The following is a 16,348-nucleotide window of genomic DNA, read 5'->3' as shown; positions in this document are numbered from 1 at the left end:
ACTTGCTTAGCACCCGCATTACGGCTCGACTGCAACTCTTCGGTTTTGATCTGCAAAGATTTACGTTCTGACTCAACCGTTTGCCAAAAATCTATGTCAAGTGCATAACCACGAGTGGCCAGTTGCTGTTGTAAATCGCTTAAATCGCCGCGTAAGAGTTTTGGATCAATCATAATAGTTGCCTGTAACGCTAGAAGTGAGGAAGAGGTTCGAAAATGTTATTTTTAAAGATACTGTTTTTAAAGGTGCTGATTTTATCAAAATAAGTGATAGCCGCTATAATACCAAGACACAGCAGATTTGACCATGTTTTGACCTCTGCTGATTGAATTTTCATTTAGTACTTTCATTATCCGTAGCCAGTTATATTTGCTTTAAATGCATCTCTCAAAGTTCAGCTTACCTCAATAAGCCTCGCCTATCTTTGTTAAAACCATTAATATCACCTCTATCAACGAACAGAACGGCTTATATGTTTCATTTAGGGGTACTTTTCGGTAAGATAAGCGCATACCTTTTATTCGACTTCTAGCCAAGTACGACGTAGCTGCTACGTTTTGTCGATTTAAACCCAACACTTTCAATACGAGTATTTGAGAAACCTTTATGGCCTTGTACCCCTATACGCTACAACCTGTTGCCTTAAACCTAACTGAGGCAGAATTTCACCAAGCACAATACGAGCTATTTGCCAGTGCCAGCCCTTCTTTCGGTCTAAAAAGTATCAAAATGAAAGAATGGATCATTATGGCGGTAACCGTGGCACTAGCGATCGCAGGGTTGGTTTTTGTGACAGGCTACTCAACCATTATCTTTTGGCTGATGCTAGTTTCAGTCGTCATTTATTTACTGGTTCGTACCCTTGGCTTTAAATGGTATGTCAAAAGAGAGTTTGACAAGCAAGTGGCCGATCAAGAGATGCCAGACGAGATGCGTCAGATGAAATTGGGCGTACAAAAGCATGGCCTCGTCATGGCGATGCCAGTGAATCAGCCTGACACATTTAATAACAACCAAATGCGCGGCATGCAAATGCGAGCAGGTACGACCCAGCAAGCCGTCATTCCATGGTCAGCTGTCAAAAGCTGGGATGAGACGGACGACTATATCTTTATGATGTTTGAGACGAAAGGTCAACAAGGCAGCCAAATTGTGCCAAAGCGCTTAGAAGCACAGAAGTTTCCGATCGATACGGTACGTCAGCATTTGCAAGAAGTTATCCCCGTTAAAGGTTTAAACCCTGAAAACTTACAGCCGCCAGCATAGAATAGTAGAAGACTTCTTTATCGCTTACTATATGAGCGATAAAGAAATGATCAATAAAAAATACTTTTTACAAAACCAATCGTAATTATAAATTTATTGAAATTAACTTATCTATGGTGCTCTGCTATTATAATAGTTATCAAAAGAAAGAAAGGTGATAATTACTCTAAATTACATGAATGTATAGTTATAATTTTAGCTTAAGCTGACGCCATTCTATATGGCAGTTTTATCATACTATTTTCTAAGATTGTTACTTTTTAAGGCTGAAAAGCGTTAATATATTAAAGAGCATAGTAATGCAGCACACGAGTTGCTACACTTCTCATCTTCTTCACTTAATGTTTTATATCAACACTCAAACTATAAGGATAATATTATGAGTAACGCTACTAATCAAATCGGTCTAGAAAAAGCTGACATGAGCGAAGTCATTGCAAAACTAAACAATTTATTATCAACTTATCACGTCTTTTATTTAAACGTCCGTGGCTATCACTGGAATGTAAAAGGCGAGCATTTTTTCACCTTGCATCCAAAATTTGAAGAACTGTATACCGCGCTACAATTACAAATTGATGAAATCGCTGAGCGTATCTTAACTTTGGGCGGCACACCGCTGCATGCTTATAGCGATTTTACTCAACATACTAGCATTCAAGAAGATAAAAATGTCAAAGATGGCAATGCTTGTGTGAAAGGCGTGGTAACTGGTTTACAAGCTTTAATTACAGAGCAGCGTAAAGTATCTGCTCTAGCAGCAGACAGCGAAGATCAAGGGACAGCTGACCTCGTAGATGCCTATGTACAAGAGCAAGAAAAGCTCATCTGGATGTATAACGCCTTTTTGGGTTAATCATTACTAATGAAACAGTACATCACTAGGGCGTGTCCTCATTTTAAAAATGGTGATAAAAATGAGATAAATTGCAGTTAACCAAGGAAGATAGCGCTGTTAATATCGAGATATTGATAAGCTATTTGACGATGTTTAACAAAATTTAGCCATTTTTAGCCCATTTAGAGAGTAATTGATTGAATTGAGGACACGCCCTAAAATCTAGATCATAAAAAAAGCACCTACTTTAGGTGCTTTTTTTGTGCTTGCTGTTGCTAATGAAACCTTATTTTTGCATCCATTGACGCATTTTTTCGCGCTCAGCAGGCGTGGCTTGTAACCAAATTTGCATAAATTGATCTAAGGTATTAGCAGATGAATTAACGCTAGTGGTTTGCTTAGTAGTCGCTACCGTACCCGTATTCACATTTGGTTGATCTAATGCGGCAATCGCACGCTGATTCTGTAGCTCTGCATCATCTGCCCCGCCAAACACACCGCCGAACGCCTTGCCTAAACCTGACAACAATCCACCTTGATTACCAGCGATACCTTGCTGACTTGCAACCACAGTATTGTTTTTCTCTACTGCCAGTATCGGACGTTTGGCATATTCTTTAGCTGCTGCATACTCTTCTGGCTGATTCGGCATGGTCAGACGATAGGTTTGATTGTCCGCCAATTCTGCCGTCACGCTCACATTACCCGAACGTAAATAATCATGCTCATCACGGCGCAAGTCATATAAGCGATCATACTTCGCAGTAATCGCATGTTGACCCGGCTGAAGCGTGAACTTTTTAGTCAATGGTTGAAAAGCGCTCTGCTGCACTTCTTGCCCATTAATAGCCGTAACTTTGATATGGTCATCAACCAATAGCGTTACTTCAGCATGCGACAGCATAGAGACAGAGCCTGCACCAATAAGCAACGTGCTGATGGTCAGTTTTTTTAGCAAAGAAGCATTGGATTTCATAAGTGATTCCATTAATAGTGAAAACGTTTTGGCAATAGTAAAAGCGCTTTAGATAAAAGACTTTAGTTGTTAATGCTAAAAATCGAGTGGCATCGTATGTTGATCTTGTTCCGCTGAATCGTTATCTACTTGTGTCTCTTGCGCAATATCAGCAAGCTCTGCTGCTAGAGTCTGCTCATCAATGGTACGCAATGCGTCAGTGATGACGGCTTTGGATATATTGCTACGCCCAAGGTTCGAAAACATCGGCTGAATATAATTGAGTACTTCCATCATCGCACCGATGCGATGTGGTCCCTCAGTAAGCAAATAATCAATAATTCGATCATCAAACTGCCAACCACGTCGACGCAAGATAGATTGTAATAACGCCTGACGGTCGGCTAAGTCATGACCATTGGGTACTTTAAACGTAGGTGCTTGTGCCAAACGAGTCAGCAAATCCCTCAATTGAAAGGGCAAATCACCAGCAGGCTTATTGGCTGCAAACAACAATTGACGCTGACCTTCACGACTGCGATTAATCAAATGAAATAAGGCTTCTTGCCATTGACTGCTCTGCTCCAATACCTCTAAATCATCGATCGCGATTAGATCGAAGTTTTCTAGAGATGAGAGGACGTGCACATCGGTATGAATCAACTCATTGAGTGACAAACAAATCGCTGACTTGTCCATCTCAATAAATGACTCACAGATAGCAGATAATAAGTGCGACTTGCCCGTAGCAGGACTGCCAAATAGGTACAGCTGACCAATCAGGCCGACATGTAGTTGCCGCACTGCATCAATAATCGACATCCAACCAGGACCGGCGAAGTCACTTAGACTTGCATCATGCTTAATGTCCAGATTGAGACTTAGCTGTGCTTCTGCCATGAATCATCAACTCGTTTTGCGTAATGCAATAAATAAAAGGATAAATTATTAATAACTGTCTTTGAGATGCTCTTATACTACCTGATATAAACTTGCTGCGTTAGCATCTCGTTGTTTTAATCGAGAGTATATCTGAGAATTACCTAATCAAAAGTCATCTTGTTAACGACCAACTGGATAACGGCTGATACTGTCAATACTGCGCCTATATATAACATATTTGCAAAATGACTGACAAGTCTTTTACCTATTAAGCCTTATCCATCACTGTTTATCTCTCACACCATTTACTATTAATTCCCCATGACTCTATCAATTTAACGATAAAATACTTATCTCTTCTCAAACAAAGCCAATTGCTTACGACCTTTATAAAAATCTGTCGAACGATAGTAGATGTATAAATGGCGAAACAGTACATTAAGCACGGCAGAGACAGGTAAAGCAATTAGCATACCAACGAAACCCAATAAGCTTGCGCCTGCCAATACGGCAAAAATCACCCAAAGCGGCGATAGACCTATCTTATCACCCAATAGTAACGGCTGTAGAATATAACCTTCTGCGGCTTGCCCAACTAAAAACGCTCCGACGATCAGCGACAAATACGTCCAATTTAGCCCAAACTGGAACAGGCAGGCGATAATGGCAGCTATAAAACCAATGCCAAAACCCAAATAAGGAACAAAGCTAGCAATACCGGCAACCATACCAATAATCAGCCCAAGCTCAAGCCCAATAAGCTGTAATTGCACTGCATAAATCGCACCCAATAATACCATCACCAATAGCTGACCTTTGATAAATGCCATCAATGCAAGGTCACACTCTCGAGCAATTTGAATGACTTTTTTGCTATACGCAGCGGGAATCGCGAGCTTCCATGTTTGCAGACGCTGATCCCAATTGAATAAAAAATAAAAGGTTAAAATCGGTACTAGCACAATGAGTCCAGCATTATTGATAAAGTTCATGCTCGACACCAATATTTGGTTCATCATGGTACTGGCATCTTCAAACTTATAATTGGTCTGCATGTATTCAACCAATGTCTCAGAAAACCCTTTAGACTCCAACTCTGGCAGATTGATACGACTGTTGTTAACGAACCATTCACGTACGACTTCATTATACCAAGTTAAGACCTTAGGCAGATACTCCCACGCCGCTTGCAACTGATGCCACAAAGTCGGTATTAACCACCAAAGCAGTAGCACCATTCCTAAAGTGATGGTGGAGTAGACAATGATAATCGCCACCCAGCGTTTGATATACTTCGATAAGCGTTTGACCAGCGGATTGAACAAGTAAGCCAGTACGAAAGCAAAGACAAACGGTATAATGACTGGCATCATCAAATACAGTAATAATATACCCACCACCATCGCAACGACAATAAATAAGCGCCGAAAAAAAGGATCTATTGGTTGGTTCATCATGACAAGGAATCCTATGATAGGCTGATTTAAGATGGGAGCATAATTGAAAGAAATGATACGTCTTATCGTACAACAACGGCGTAATAGCGAACTGTTATCGACAATAAATTTAGCGTTCCATTATCGCAGAGTACAGCAAAAAATCCGTCATTTTTTGTTTCTTAACTTTTTATTTACCACTTAAAGTCAGTCTTCGTGAAATATCCGCCAAATATCCGCAAGTTGCTTTGCGAGTAAGGGTCATTTTTGGGTATAATGCGCGCACTATATTCAGAATTAACACGACCAACTCGATTTTCTACTGACAGACCTTCATTCCCTATAAAATTTGTGAGATGACCATGAGTAACAAGCCTTCTTTAAGCTACAAAGATGCTGGTGTTGATATTGATGCTGGCGATGCGTTGGTACAACGTATTAAATCAGTGGCAAAAGCCACCTCTCGTCCTGAGGTTGTGGGCGGACTTGGCGGCTTTGGAGCGCTTTGTCGTATACCAACTGGTTACACCTCTCCTCTACTCGTGTCAGGCACTGACGGCGTCGGTACTAAGCTCAAGCTGGCATTACAGCTGAATCGTCATGACACTATCGGTATCGACTTGGTCGCCATGTGCGTCAACGATTTATTGGTTTGCGGTGCAGAGCCATTATTTTTCTTAGACTATTATGCAACTGGCAAGCTTGATATTGATGTAGCAGCGACTGTGGTCACAGGTATTGGTGAAGGCTGTAAGCTATCAAACTGTGCTCTGATCGGCGGCGAAACCGCTGAGATGCCAGGTATGTATCAAGACGACGATTATGACTTGGCTGGATTTTGTGTCGGTGTGGTCGAAGAAGCGGAAGTCATCACTGGCGAAAACGTCGCGGAAGGCGATGTATTGATCGCTCTTGCTTCAAGTGGTGCACACTCAAACGGTTATTCATTGGTACGTAAAGTCATCGAAGTCAGCGGCATTGATGTGACGAGCAGCGATGAGCAATTAGATGGTCAGCCTATCCAAGACGCGTTAATGGCTCCTACTCGCATCTATGTTAAAGCGATTAAAGCGCTACAAGATACTCTTGGTAGCTCAGTATTACATGCAATGTCACACATCACTGGTGGCGGCTTAACCGATAATTTACCACGTGTATTACCAGAGAATTTAGCTGCTAGCATTGATACGACTAGCTGGCAGTTCTCAGAGCTATTCACTTGGTTACAAACCCAAGGAAATATTGAACAAAGCGAGATGTACCGCACCTTTAACTGCGGCGTTGGTTTTGTCATTGTCGTGCCTAAAGATAAAGCAGATGCGGCTATTCAAACTTTGAATGATGCTGGTGAAAAAGCTTGGCAATTAGGCGAAATGGTGAAGCGTGAAGCGGATGCTGTGGTGTACCGTTAATGTCAGAAATATCGTTAATATCAACCAATACACGTCAAGACAGTAAGCCTTTGCGCATTGCTGTCTTGGTATCTGGTAGTGGTAGCAACTTGCAAGTACTGATAGATGCGATGCAAGCTGGCGCACTGCCAATTGAGATTGTTGGCGTCATTAGTAACCGTGAGGATGCTTATGCCATCACCCGTGCAAAAGACGCTGACATTCCAGTGGCAGTATTGTCACATGTTGCTAGCGGCAAACGCATGGGAATCAAGACCTTTGAAACCCATGCCAGCAGCCAACTAGCCTTATGGCAACCAGATCTCATTGTGTTAGCTGGTTTTATGCGTGTCTTGAGTGCAGATTTTATCGATAATGCACCAGCGCCGATGATTAATCTGCACCCCTCTTTACTACCTGTCTATAAAGGCCTTGATACCCATCAGCGTGCGATACAAGCAGGTGAGCGACATCATGGCTGTAGTATTCATGTCGTCACCGCTGAGCTCGACGCGGGTACTGTTTTGACCCAAGCGCTGTTAGAGATACATCAAAGAGACACTGCCGATAGCTTGCAAGCACGCGTGCAAAAGCTTGAGCATCAATTGCTCCCTTGGACGATTTTCTTATTGGCGAAAGGCGCACTCTCGCTGAAAGATAACTCATCATCACATCAGAAAAACACCTTTTTGCCAGCCTTACCTTTAAAACTATATTTGAACGACTGAGTAAACAACGACAGTCACAAATTATCAGGCACCAACTGTCAAACTTAAACTCTTCGCATAAAAAAGCCCAGTCACTCAATGAATGACTGGGCTTTATAATAGCTACCTTTAAAATCTTCTAAAGCATATTAATCCCGAAGACGTCAGCTATTATTGACTTTTATGAACATGTAGCCCTTTAATATTTACAAATTCTTTGATACCAAAACCGCCATGCTCGCGACCATGACCTGAGTTTTTCACTCCACCAAATGGCAACGCTGGATTTGCAAGACCATAACCATTGATATAGACCATGCCAGTATCAAACTCTTCACGCGCTAGGCGAATGGCTTTGTCTTCGTCTTTAGAGAAGATAGCACCGCCCAAACCGTAGCGACTGTCATTGGCAATGCGTAATGCATCATCTTGGTCTTTGGCTCGTATTAATGAGGCGACAGGACCAAATAATTCGTCATCATAGGCAGGTTGGCCTTTTTCGACATTCTCCAAGATAGTTGCTGGATAAAAACTGCCTTTACCTTCTGGCAATTGACCACCAACAGCAATCGTTGCGCCTTTTGCCACACTGTCTTCTACTTGCTCATGCAATTTTTCTTGTAAATCTTTGCGGGCTAATGGACCAAGATCAGAGGCATCATCCATCGGATCACCAGATTTAGCATCTGCAAATTTTTTGACAATGCGTTCACGGAAATCATCGTATAAGCTATCAACGACGATAAAACGCTTAGCGGCGACACAAGTTTCACCATTATTAATGAGACGCGCTTGGGTACAAGTTTCTACCGCTAACTCTACATCAGCATCTTCTAAGACAATAAAGGCATCGTTTGAGCCTAATTCTAGTACCACCTTTTTAATGGCTTTTGCTGCTTGCTGACCCACAATGCTACCAGCACCGTCGCTACCTGTCAGTGTGACACCGCGCACTTTGTCATGACCGATTAATGCCTCTGATTGGTCGTGATCGATTAAAATAGTACGGAACAAATCGTTTGGTAACTCTGACTCATGGAAGATTTTTTCGATTAACAAGCCTGAACCAGTCACGTTTGACGCGTGCTTGAGTAAAATACTATTACCTGCCATCAGATTTGCGATGGTATAACGGAATACTTGATAAGCAGGAAAGTTCCATGGCTGCATGCCATAAATGACTCCGATAGGCTGATAAGTCACAATACCTTTCTTCAAGCCTTCAATATCACGTTCATCGTCAGCAAGTGCAGCCACCCCTTTTTCTGCGGTATAGTCGCAAATCGCCTTACACAAATCTATTTCTTGCAAACTCTGACTATAAAGCTTACCACGCTCCTCAGTCATAAGTTTAGACAACTCTTCTTTGTACTTGAGCAATGTCTCACCGATAGAATTGATGACTTTTGCACGCGCTTCGTGGCTGGTTTTACGCCACTCAGTAAATGCTTGGTGCGAGGATTCAACAATCTTGCTCACCTCATCATTACTCATGTAATTATATTCTTTGATCGCTTCACCCGTTGCTGGGTTTATAGTAGTAATATCTGCCATGATTATTATCCTTATTTATTAAACTATTTTATTGGTTTAAAAATTTATCGCTTCAACATCTGAAAACTTAGAAACACATAAACCAAGAATGGTCATTTTTATAAACATATCTGGTTAAATTGAACAACTTTATCAACGATTTTATGAAATCCGATACTGTCGTATAACTTAACAATAGGCTATGTATTTGTCTTTTTTCTTAAGTGGGATTTATCATAGCAAAATGTACAACGAGTAGTTTTACAAGTTATAAAGAAGTGTTCGTAAGATGTTAAGAATGTGACTGACTGATTCATTAGGTCAAAATCTTGGACGAGATTTTTCAGTAAAATTACGCCAATAAAAAACCAGCGCTTGGGCTGGTTTAATAAATAAGCAATCGATAGCCAAAAACAAATGGCTTAAAACAAATGATTCATCACAGGAATTTCTTGGGGTGGATTCTCTTCTTCGTCAACAATTTGACGAGCCACATGCATGATAAGCTGACGCAACCAGCGATGGGCGGGATGATGCTGCAACAAAGGCGACCACGCCATCGTTAACTCAAATTCAGGGATAAAAAATGGTGGCTCGACCATCATGATACTGTCGTTATTAGCCTGCATTTTTGCCACACGCGTAGGCAAAGTTGCAACCAAATCTTTATTGGCTGCAAGCATGGCTGGCATTTGATAGTGGCGGGTAAAAACACTGATTTGACGTTTTTGACCCAAACGTTGCAGTGCTTGATCAATTGAACCTAGGCCACCAGATTTTTCTGGATTGACACCAAATCCCACACCCATACCAGTTTTAGAGACCCAAACGTGCTGCGCCTTAAGATAATTTTTGAGATTAAAGCGATGAGCATAGGGACTGTCAGAGGACAATAGACAGCTAAAGGTATCACGCCAGACCAAAACTTGATGGAAACTTTGCGGAATTTCATTAAAGCGGTTGATCGCCAAATCCACTCGCCCCTGCTCCATATCACGATATGAGACGTCCGATGGCGTCAAGAAATCCAAGATGACATTTGGTGCCTCTGAGCGCAATGCTTTGACCAATTTTGGTACCAATGTCGCTTCAGCATAGTCTGAGGTCATGATACGAAAAACGCGCGAGGTACTATAAGGACGAAATTCTGTGCGTGGCTCTAATACTTGTGTCAAATCTGCCAGTATTTCACGGATACGAGGCTGTAACTCCAAAGCGCGTTCAGTCGGTGTCATACCTTCGGATGAGCGTACCAGCAATGGATCATTAAATAGCTTACGCAGCCGGCGCAAAATATTACTCATCGCAGGTTGGGTAATGCCAAGCTGCTCAGCTGCACGAGTGACGTTTTTTTCTCGTAACAACACATCTAGATGTACCAATAAATTTAAATCTACCCGCTGCAAATTCATATATGTCTCTTTACCTTAAAATAAATACCACTACAAACGCGGCGTTTTTTGCCCTGTTATCTAGTATAGATCATCTATAACAGCATGAAATAAGGACAATTTTATATTAATTATTTTGATATACGCTTATTATAACTGAAATTATTAATCATAAGTCATTGTTTTATATATACTATCATAAAATTAAATACCCAAGATAATAATCATAAACTAGATAAATCAAGGTAACCTAGCTATAGTGGCTAGCAAGCGCTTAATCAGTCCTTGTTTAATGTTAGGCAGTCGCTGTGCGTTTTGATGGATTGACTACCACAGGTATTTTATCGCATTTTCATGTGAAAATACGGACATAACATTTATTACGCAAACTTAATTTTTTGCTCTCATTTATTTTTAAGCTTGAATTAGTAGTTGGCACTTTTTAGGGCAATAAGCACTTTAACAGTTAAAAAAGGCTTATAAAAAAGCGCATTCAACCTAAAACGAAAGACCCAATAATAAAAGCTGACCAATTCGACAGGTTTTATTTGCTTTTATCATAATTTTCTTATAGTTTAGTAGAGATTGCTAACGCACAAGGTTTATATTTTAGATTTTCACTTCTGCCAGCATCTTTCTACATATACCAAAATTACCTCAATACTTGTAATTTTCTAAGTTACTAATTTTCACCACCCCAAGGAGACATAGATGTCAACTGCATATAAATCAGCGATCGACTTAGTACGTGAATTAAAGCAAAAGCACGGTAACTGGCAGAATATCAGCGAAACCGATGCGGCACGTATGATGTCACAAAACCGTTTTAAAACGGGCTTAGATATCGCCAAATATACTGCAAAAATCATGCGTCAAGACATGGAAGACTATGACAATGATACGTCTCAGTACACGCAGTCTTTAGGTGCATGGCATGGTTTTGTGGCTCAACAAACCATGTACGCTAAGAAAAAATATTTCGGTACTACGTCTAAAACTTACATCTACCTATCAGGTTGGATGGTTGCAGCCCTTCGCTCTGAGTTTGGTCCTCTTCCTGACCAATCTATGCACGAAAAAACCTCTGTACCTAAGCTAATTGAAGAAATCTACACTTTCCTACGTCAAGCTGATGCTAAAGTATTGAACGACTACTTCCGTGAGCTAAATGCTGCAGAAGAAGCGGGTCAAGATACCTCAGCCATCCTAGAAAAAATCGAAAACTTTGATTCACATGTTGTGCCAATCATTGCTGACATCGATGCAGGTTTCGGTAACGAAGAAGCCACTTACTTGCTAACTAAGCAAATGATCGAAGCTGGTGCTTGTGCTATTCAGGTTGAAAACCAAGTATCTGACGCGAAGCAATGTGGTCACCAAGCAGGTAAAGTCACTGTACCGCATGAAGACTATATCGCAAAAATCAACGCTATTCGTTATGCATTCTTAGAGCTTGGTGTTGAAGACGGCGTTATCGTTGCTCGTACTGACTCTGAAGGCGCGTCACTAACGCAAAAAATCCCAGTATCAAATGAGCCAGGCGACCTTGCTTCTCAGTACATCGATTTTATCGAGATGGAAGAAGTCACGCTAGAAAACGCCAAAGAAAACGACAGCTTGCTTAAGCATAACGGCAAATTAGTACGTCCAGTTCGTCTTCAAAATGGTCTATATCAATTCCGTGAAGAAACGAACATCGACCGCGTTGTCCTTGACTGTGTAACGGCTCTAGAAAATGGCGCTGATCTACTATGGATCGAAACACCGACTCCAGACGTCGCACACATCAAAATGATGGTTGATCGTATTAAAGAGCAACAGCCAAAAGCTAAGCTTGTATACAATAACAGCCCATCATTTAACTGGACGCTTAACTTCCGTAAGCAAATCATCGCTCAGTGGGAAGAAGAAGGCAAAGACCTATCTGCCTACAATAAAGATGACTTGATGAGTGCTGATTACGATGGTACTGAACTTGATACCGCAGCTGACGAAGCGGCTAGAAACTTCCAACGTGATGCATCACGTGAAGCAGGTGTATTCCATCACTTAATCACGCTACCTACTTATCACACCACTGCGCTTAGCGTGCATGAGCTTGCTAAAGGCTACTTCGGTGAAGATGGTATGCTTGCTTATGCTGCTGGCGTACAACGTAAAGAAATCCGTGAAGGCATCGCTTGTGTTAAGCACCAAGCAATGGCTGGCTCTGACCTTGGCGATGATCACAAAGAGATCTTCTCTGGTGAAAATGCCCTTAAAGCTGGTGGCGGCAAGAACACGATGAACCAGTTCTAATCACCGACCACTTATAAGTACATCTCGTAAGTACCAGTTATAGAGAAAGCCGTCCTATATTGTAGGGCGGCTTTTTTATGTCTGCTTATTTGCACTCTATTATTGTAAGATTTTGGGCATTGTAAGCTTGTTAATTCTTAATTTGAGTGGTTATTATCCTTACTATCAGCATCTTTCATATTATTGCTATTATCCTCTACCTGACTGCTCTGTATACCGACTGAATCGTGGCTTTTTGGATTTTCACCCATCAGCTCACGCTTCATATTTTTTATACGGGGATCATGTTTAAAAAATTTACGATAGATTGCTTTTATCATTCTGTAAATTAGATAAAAAATACCGCCAAGTACAAGCAGCCACCACAGTTGTATCAATCCAAGCGCTACTGATCTAAGTATCTCCCAGCCATCTTTAAATGCTTGACTCACTTGACTACTAAAACTTGGCTGCTCAGCATCTAATAGCACATCTAGATTTTGTGTGGTTTCTTTATAACTGATATCTGGCTGCATAAAGGTCAGGTTAATGGTGCTATATTGAACTTTATCAGCAATAGCCAGTTGCTCAAGCTTGGCAAGCTCTTGCTGACGACGTGCCGCATAAGTCGCGGTAATAGCATCAACATTGCTACTTTGGTCTTTATCATTTTTACTATTGAGGCGTTCTTGGCTAAGCTCGCTTGCCATATCACTATTTAACTGGCTCGCTAGCTGTTCACGATAAATATCTAATGTCACATCTTGAGCACTAAACTGCTGCCCATTTAAAAATGCGACTTGCTGTTGTAATTGCGCTAGGAACTTACTGACATTGGCGCGAGGGATACGAACCGTCATGTCAGCTTGACGAGTGTAGGTTGTAATCGTGATATTTTTATTGCCTTGTACAAAGGTTCGACTATCACGTGGATGATTGCTAATATTGCTAAGTGCCACATAACCAGCCTGTTGCCGTGTCAAACTCTCAATAGCATCACTAGTTTTGACGACATCTTCAACTTTAAAATCAGCACTGGCAGTTATTAATAGCGCTTTGCCCGCAATTTTAATGTCTACTGCCTGACTACCAAGGGTCTGTTCACTAGTGCTCGATAGGTTTGCAACCTCTAAGCCATTGGATGCGTTATCGACTGCCGCATCGGACATGATGCCAGCCATCTCACTATTAGCAACCTCCTCCGTTGCAGACTGAACCGACTCCATATCAGCACTACTCTCTGCATATTCAGAAGAGCTATCGCAGCCGCCTATCAATAACACAGACCCAAGCATTATTGGTAGACATAAAACTGATGGAAACAAGGCTTTAGGCAGTAATATTGAATGAGACTGCTGAGTGTCATACTTCTTTTGATTGCATTGCATCATTATTTTATAATCCGGCATTTTATGAGATATGGTAAACATATTGGATAAAAATATTTTAGCTTTTATTATAAAGCCAACCACCTTTATCCTACTTTTGTTTAATAATTAACGTTAATTATAATGATTACTTACTAAAAGTATATCTCTAATATTGGCTCAAATTATTTATAGAAAAAATTTTGCTTGTTATTCGCCGATAGCTTTCATACGATGGTAGTCATTCAAATTTATTAAAATAATCGGGAGCCATCATGCAAGAGATAGAGCTAAAGTTTTTGGTACCAGAGTCGCGACTGAAAGGTTTGATGCGCCAAGCACGAGTCAAGCCTTCTGAGGTGACACAACTGGCTGCCCATTATTATGATACTCCAGACCAACAGCTTGCAGAGGCAGGCATTGGCTTGCGTATCCGTAAAGAAGGCGATGCTTGGGTACAGACCATCAAAGCGGGCGGCGATGGCATTGCAGCACGCCTAGAGCATAATGCGGTACTAGATAATGAACAAGTACAAGCGATGCTCGATAATAATACGCTCATGCCTGATTTAACCATTTATAAAAACACCTCTGTCGCCCCTGCCCTGGCTGAATTTAAGCTAAAAAAACTGGCTAAAAATCTCACACGGCTATATGTGACCGATGTAGAGCGCACCACACGATTGCTAGTGGGTGATAGTGGTAGTGATGGTGATGCAAATAACCATGTCGAGATGGCGTACGATTATGGAGAAATTATTCACGGTAATGATGATACTCAGCGTGATGCTATTCAAGAGATTGAGTTTGAGCTGATATCAGGAGATATCGATTTTTTATTTGCAACCGCCAAAACTTGGTGTAAGCGCTACAAGCTTTGTTTGTCTACGGTAACCAAGGCTGAGCGCGGTGGTTTACTAATCACAGAACAGCAGCATAGTCCAGCTGTCCACGCTGACCTTGATCAGCTAAATATCGATAAGAAAATCAGTATGCCTGCCTTTGTGCGCGCAGCGGTACATAACTGTCTGTTGCAAATACTGCCCAATAGCAGCGCTATCGTCGCTGGCAGCGAAGAGGACGACCATGCATTACAACTATACATTGGTATTGTCCGCTTGCAAGCTGCCCTACAAGCATTTGCCAGCTATTCTGACGAAATCAATCCAGACTGGCTGCCGATACTACAACAAACAGCCATGTTATTGAATGAATATCGAGAGCTTGCCCATCTTGCCTCACATATAGAGCCTAATTTACAACAGCAAGGTGCACCTACAGTCGATTGGGCAACAGATATGGATGCACTGAATATTACTCCGAAAGATGCCATCTGTGCCAACGATTTTCAACTGACCTTACTTGAGCTGATCGCCTTTACCATGAGCGACCCAAGCCTTGAACCGAAGGCTGATCAACTCGCCATCGATAAACTGGCAAAAACCTTATCCAAACAGCAAGCAAAGCTTGGCAAAGCAGTACAAAAGCTACAGAGTAAAAAAGACCTTGGCTCAAATAACATTAATATAGAAAGCAATGATTTAAAAGATGATGATTTACAAAGTGTTGACTTAGAAGATAGTGACTTAGAAAACGTAGATTCAAAAAGTGACGATATAGAAAATATTGATCTAGACGATAATGAGGCAGAGCATGAGCTGCATGAGCAGTTAACCCCCTTACTTTATATCAGTGAGTTTGCCACGCCATTATTAGATAAGAAAAAGTCAAAAAAGAAAAAAGCCAAGAAGGAAAGCAAACGCTGGCTAAAATACTTAGCAAAAGCACAAAAGACTTTGAATAAATATCATAATCATAAAATGTACCAACAGCGCTATCAATTAAAGTCGAAGACAGATAGCAGTGCATTGTATGGCGCTGGCTGGTTTGCAGCCATGCTAGTGAGAGACCTTAAGCGCACAGAAAAACACTTGGCTAAAGTGACAGACAGCTCCATATTTCGGTAAAAATGCTCTTATAGTCGATTCAATTTAAAATAAACTAAGCTTAGAATAAAAAAGACAGCTCACTTTATATGGGCTGTCTTTTTTTGAGCGCTTGCTTTGAGGTACTTTTTTTAATTGAATGCTTAAACTCAACCATTTGAAAAACGTAATACTTCAACGTTAAGCATATTTCAAAAATTACTATCAGTTTTCTACATCTAGCACGTTTATAAGCTTAAGTATTTTATAAACCTAGCACTTTCATACGCTCACTAACTGGCTGATACGTTTTCTCGCCAGCAGGCTCAACAATGTTGCCAAATGGCATCTGTGCCACCAATTCCCAACTATCTGGGATA

The 16,348-nt window shown here is 41.1% G+C and carries 12 protein-coding genes and 1 pseudogene; 6 read left to right on the top strand and 7 right to left on the bottom strand.

Annotated features, from left to right (window positions below; genetic code table 11):
• A pseudogene (locus tag B2575_RS02585) lies at nt 1-173 on the bottom strand (serine--tRNA ligase); the annotation flags it as partial.
• 433 nt (nt 174-606) lie between these two features.
• Here B2575_RS02585 and B2575_RS02580 point away from each other — a divergent pair.
• Together B2575_RS02580 and B2575_RS02575 are read left to right on the top strand one after the other, a co-directional pair.
• Nucleotides 607-1,266: a YcxB family protein gene (locus B2575_RS02580; protein ID WP_296240054.1), complete on the top strand. Its 660-nt coding sequence runs from the start codon at nt 607-609 to the stop codon at nt 1,264-1,266.
• A 379-nt stretch (nt 1,267-1,645) separates the two neighbouring features.
• The gene (locus B2575_RS02575) at nt 1,646-2,122 is read left to right on the top strand and encodes a Dps family protein (protein ID WP_296240053.1); all 477 of its coding nucleotides are present in this window, start codon (nt 1,646-1,648) and stop codon (nt 2,120-2,122) included.
• Between the two features lie 268 nt (nt 2,123-2,390).
• On the opposite strand, the gene B2575_RS02570 is transcribed toward B2575_RS02575, so the two are convergent.
• The 3 genes from B2575_RS02570 to B2575_RS02560 all read right to left on the bottom strand — a co-directional run bounded on the left by B2575_RS02570 (nt 2,391) and on the right by B2575_RS02560 (nt 5,398).
• Nucleotides 2,391-3,080, bottom strand: a complete 690-nt coding sequence (locus tag B2575_RS02570; protein ID WP_193008733.1) for a DUF2057 family protein — start codon at nt 3,078-3,080, stop codon at nt 2,391-2,393.
• Nucleotides 3,081-3,155: 75 nt separating this feature from the next.
• A complete protein-coding gene (gene hda, locus B2575_RS02565; protein ID WP_060491634.1) occupies nt 3,156-3,959 on the bottom strand; it encodes a DnaA regulatory inactivator Hda in 804 nt (267 codons plus the stop codon).
• A 332-nt stretch (nt 3,960-4,291) separates the two neighbouring features.
• Nucleotides 4,292-5,398 (bottom strand): AI-2E family transporter, encoded by a 1,107-nt coding sequence (locus B2575_RS02560; protein ID WP_045444540.1) that lies wholly within the window; start codon nt 5,396-5,398, stop codon nt 4,292-4,294.
• A gap of 341 nt (nt 5,399-5,739) precedes the next feature.
• Here B2575_RS02560 and purM point away from each other — a divergent pair, with 341 nt between their 5' ends.
• Nucleotides 5,740-6,789, top strand: a complete 1,050-nt coding sequence (gene purM, locus B2575_RS02555) for a phosphoribosylformylglycinamidine cyclo-ligase (protein WP_201560340.1) — start codon at nt 5,740-5,742, stop codon at nt 6,787-6,789.
• Nucleotides 6,789-7,496: a phosphoribosylglycinamide formyltransferase gene (gene purN, locus B2575_RS02550; protein WP_296240052.1), complete on the top strand. Its 708-nt coding sequence runs from the start codon at nt 6,789-6,791 to the stop codon at nt 7,494-7,496. The genes purM and purN overlap by 1 nt, the downstream gene beginning before the upstream one ends.
• 150 nt (nt 7,497-7,646) lie before the next feature.
• On the opposite strand, the gene B2575_RS02545 is transcribed toward purN, so the two are convergent.
• Both B2575_RS02545 and B2575_RS02540 read right to left on the bottom strand, forming a co-directional pair.
• Entirely contained in the window at nt 7,647-9,029 is a 1,383-nt protein-coding gene (locus B2575_RS02545) for an NAD-dependent succinate-semialdehyde dehydrogenase (protein ID WP_296240051.1), read from the bottom strand.
• 401 nt (nt 9,030-9,430) lie between these two features.
• Nucleotides 9,431-10,420, bottom strand: a complete 990-nt coding sequence (locus B2575_RS02540) for a LysR family transcriptional regulator (protein ID WP_045444529.1) — start codon at nt 10,418-10,420, stop codon at nt 9,431-9,433.
• Nucleotides 10,421-11,110: 690 nt separating this feature from the next.
• On the opposite strand from B2575_RS02540, the gene B2575_RS02535 reads away from it, so the two are divergent.
• A complete protein-coding gene (locus tag B2575_RS02535) occupies nt 11,111-12,697 on the top strand; it encodes an isocitrate lyase (RefSeq protein ID WP_045444527.1) in 1,587 nt (528 codons plus the stop codon).
• Nucleotides 12,698-12,834: 137 nt separating this feature from the next.
• Here the strand turns inward: B2575_RS02535 and B2575_RS02530 are convergent, their stop codons facing one another.
• Nucleotides 12,835-14,067 (bottom strand): DUF4349 domain-containing protein, encoded by a 1,233-nt coding sequence (locus tag B2575_RS02530; RefSeq protein WP_296240050.1) that lies wholly within the window; start codon nt 14,065-14,067, stop codon nt 12,835-12,837.
• A 251-nt stretch (nt 14,068-14,318) separates the two neighbouring features.
• Between B2575_RS02530 and B2575_RS02525 the strand changes: the two genes are divergently transcribed.
• Nucleotides 14,319-16,010, top strand: coding sequence for a CYTH and CHAD domain-containing protein (locus tag B2575_RS02525; RefSeq protein ID WP_296240049.1), 1,692 nt, complete (start codon nt 14,319-14,321; stop codon nt 16,008-16,010).
• Nucleotides 16,011-16,348: the final 338 nt, after the last annotated feature.

This window comes from Psychrobacter sp. UBA6739 (assembly GCF_002453835.1).
Lineage (GTDB): Bacteria > Pseudomonadota > Gammaproteobacteria > Pseudomonadales > Moraxellaceae > Psychrobacter > Psychrobacter immobilis_A.
This window is presented reverse-complemented; position numbering and strand designations above follow the sequence as displayed.